Genomic DNA, 3,164 nt, shown 5'->3' with positions numbered 1-3,164 from the left:
TTGCCCGCGCCGCCCGACCCGGAAGGGCAGAAGCGCGACGCGCTGCGGCGGCTCGCGGAAGCCCGGGAAGCGCAGCAGCGCGCGTTCCTGGGGGAGGGCTGCTGCGACGCGGTTTGCCGCGCGCGGGACGGCAAAGCAAAGCCGCCCCGGTGAAGGGGCGGCTTTGCCTCAGGGGTTGGCGTCGCCGGCGGAGCCGTCGCCTTTCAGTTCGTGGAACACTTTCAGTTCCGGGGAAGCCGTCCCGGCGATGATGGGGCGCGCGTGCGCCTTGCCGTGCTTGGCCTTGCCCTGGATTTCGGACACGGGCGGCGTTTCCCGGCGCGGCGGCGCGCCGTCCGGGCGCGCCATGCCTTGCTTTGACATTTGTAATCACCTCGGGCATAGTTTCCCACAAATCCGGGGAACCATGCCGCCAAAATGGGAGGAAGCTATGACCAGGAAAGAATTATCGCAGCTTTATTGGCTGAACCGGGAAATTGCGGAGGAAAAACGCAGGCTCGCGGAGCTGGAGGCCGCCGCGTCGGGCTGCACGGCGAAAATCACCGGCCTGCCGCACGTCCCCGGGGCGTACGACCGGCTTGGCGACCTGGGCGCCCTGATCGCCGAGCAGCGCGACCTGGTGGCGCGCAAGGTGCGGCGCTCCATTGCGGAATACAACCGCCTGAACCGGTTTATCGCGTCCGTGGACGACGCGCAGATGCGCGTGATCCTGTCGCTGCGGTATGTGAAGGGGCTGAGCTGGCAGCAGGTGGCCTTCGCGGTCGGCGAGTGCGACGAGAGCTACCCGCGCAGGAAGCACAACCAGTTCCTCCGCAAGAGCGAAGCCGCCGAAAATGCCGAACCGCAAGCCGTATAATGATAGTAGGCAAAGGCGCGGGGGACAAGCCATCTATGGACAAACGGCGTCCCGCCGGAGCGGCTGGAGCCGATTCCCAAACGGCATGCAGGACAGCCGGAAACCTGCGCATACCCCGAAAGGGGTACATGGCCGGCGGCAGGCGCGCGAGCCGCGCCGGCTACCAAAGGCAAGGCCGGTTTCCAATTGCAGGATTTGTGCAATCGGGTGTTTAATTGCGGGTTTTATGCAATGGAAAAGGCCGGGGGATAGCCCCCGGCCTGGCGGGCGCGCATCAATGATGCCTGCCGTGCCCGTGCTNTACGGCCGGCGCGGGCGCGGTGATCGGCGGCAACGCGAGCGACTGGCTGTCCGGCGTATTTGGCGGCGGGCACACCGAGATCATCGACCGGATCGGCCGGCCGGTGGGCGCGTCGGCCTCGGGGAACGGGCTGAAGGTCACGGCGGACGCGATCATCGGCGATTCACACAACGCCTGCATCGTGTATACCATCGAGCGGGAGGACGGCACGCCGTTCGACTTCAAGCCGAACGAGTTTGGCTACCTGCCGCTGCACTTCCAGTCGCAGTGGACGGATTTGAACGTGCTGGGCGGCAGCCACGGCAGCGCCTGGTTCACCGACAACGACCCGGGCGACAACAAGATCCAGTTTGTCGAGGTGAAGTCCGCGGACGTGCCGCTCGGCGGGCGCGCAAAGGCGGAGTTCCACGACCTGTGCTACTTTAATGAGGAAACCGGCGAGAGCGAGCCGCTTGTGGAAGGCGACTGGAAGCTGCGCTTCAACGTGGACTACGAGGACGCTTCGGTACAGGTGCCGGCCGGCCAGGCCTTCACGCAGGACGGCATGGGCTTCACCGTGACCGGCATCAGCCTGTCGCCGGTGGCGCTGCGCGTCGAGTATGAGGTCGACAGCCAGGCCGACTGGGGCGACGCGGAAAGCGCGGACGGCCGTATGCCCGAGGACATGCGCCGGCAGCAGGCGCGGTATTTCGAGGACGTGCCGCTCCTCATCCATCTGAAGGACGGCACGGTCATCGACCAGACGCGCGCGGGCGGCGGCATTCGGCCGAAGGGCGGCAAGACCTACTGCACCAAGGGCGACGTGTTCGAGCGCATCGTCCCGGTCGAGGACGTGCAGTCCCTGACGGTCGGCAGCGTCGAAATCCCGGTACAATAAACGCCCCGGCGGGCGGCGGAAAGGCAAAAAGGGAAGCGCATTGCGGCGCTTCCCCTTTTCCGGCTTTGTGGGTGGATTGTTTGCGGTTACTGGCGCGCCGCGGCGACCGGCACGGCGTAAACCACGCCGGTCAGGTCGATGTTGCGCGTGCCCTCGCCATAGGTCAGGCGGAAGGCGAGCGTCGCGTCGGCGGCTGCGGTTTCCGTGACAAGGAAGGAACCGGCGGCCGAGGCGATCCGGGTGCCGCTGGCCGAGCCGGCCGTGCTGTAAAGGAGCTTGAGCGCGCCGCCCACCTCCGGGACGATCTGGAAATACTGCCCGTCCTCCGGCGTGGCCAGGAACGTGTAGCCGACCAGGTAGATGTGCTCGGCCGAGAGCGTCAGGGTGTCCGTGCCGGCCGCCTGCACNGTGCGCCGGGCAGGCTGCCCCAGCGGGACGCGCGGCTGTTCCGCAGCGTCGGCCTGTCCGGCGGTGCGGGCGGCGATTTCTACCAGGTGTTTTCCCCGCCGATCCGCGACGCGAGCCTGTTTAACGGGCTGAACAGGCAGCTCCAGCATGTGGAGCGCGCGTGCGGGCTTTCCTTCGGCACGCTGTCCGACCCGCAGAGCGTGGACAGGACGGCCACGGAGATCAAATCCTCCAAGCAGGAGATGTACGCCACGGTGACGGAAATCCAGAAGGCGCTGCAGGCCGCGCTAGAGCAGCTCGTATACGCAATGGACGTATGGGCGACGCTCGGGCGGCTCGCCCCGGCGGGGCGCTACCATCTGGCCGTGCACTTTGACGACGGCGTGCTGAACGACCCGGACGTGCAGAAGCAGCAGGACCTGCAGGAGGTGCGGGACGGCATCCTGGGCAAGGCGGAATACCGCATGAAGTGGTACGGCGAGGACGAGGCCGCGGCACGCGCGGCGCTGGCGGCGCTGGACGGCTGACACGGGAATCCCCGCGCGCCCCCTGGTTGGGGAAACCGCCCTGCTCCCGGCCGGGCTTAAAATGCCGGGGACGCCGCGGCGCTGAGTGGCAGCGCGTTTATAAATCAAATCGAGCGGCGGGGAAGGGAAAGGCATGGAGGTTTTTAAGGACGTTTTTGAGGATGGGGCGCTGACCTATGGGTGTCTCTTATTCAC

General features: G+C 66.7%; 4 protein-coding genes. 2 read left to right on the top strand and 2 right to left on the bottom strand.

Features of this window, described 5'->3' with window-relative positions:
- Positions 1–168: 168 nt before the first annotated feature.
- A complete protein-coding gene (locus CZ203_RS01215) occupies positions 169–363 on the bottom strand; it encodes a hypothetical protein (RefSeq protein ID WP_087064271.1) in 195 nt (64 codons plus the stop codon).
- Between the two features lie 67 nt (positions 364–430).
- On the opposite strand from CZ203_RS01215, the gene CZ203_RS01210 reads away from it, so the two are divergent.
- Both CZ203_RS01210 and CZ203_RS01205 read left to right on the top strand, forming a co-directional pair.
- The gene (locus CZ203_RS01210; RefSeq protein WP_087064270.1) at positions 431–856 is read left to right on the top strand and encodes a hypothetical protein; all 426 of its coding nucleotides are present in this window, start codon (positions 431–433) and stop codon (positions 854–856) included.
- A gap of 320 nt (positions 857–1,176) precedes the next feature.
- Positions 1,177–2,034, top strand: a complete 858-nt coding sequence (locus tag CZ203_RS01205) for a DUF4179 domain-containing protein (RefSeq protein ID WP_087064269.1) — start codon at positions 1,177–1,179, stop codon at positions 2,032–2,034.
- An 86-nt stretch (positions 2,035–2,120) separates the two neighbouring features.
- Here CZ203_RS01205 and CZ203_RS01200 read toward each other — a convergent pair whose 3' ends face one another.
- The gene (locus CZ203_RS01200; protein WP_143436058.1) at positions 2,121–2,441 is read right to left on the bottom strand and encodes a hypothetical protein; all 321 of its coding nucleotides are present in this window, start codon (positions 2,439–2,441) and stop codon (positions 2,121–2,123) included.
- Positions 2,442–3,164 lie beyond the last annotated feature (723 nt).

It is taken from the genome of Intestinibacillus massiliensis (assembly GCF_900155735.1).
GTDB lineage: Bacteria > Bacillota > Clostridia > Oscillospirales > Butyricicoccaceae > Intestinibacillus > Intestinibacillus massiliensis.
The sequence above is the reverse complement of the archived record's forward strand: the minus strand, read 5'-3'. Positions and strand labels throughout refer to the sequence as shown.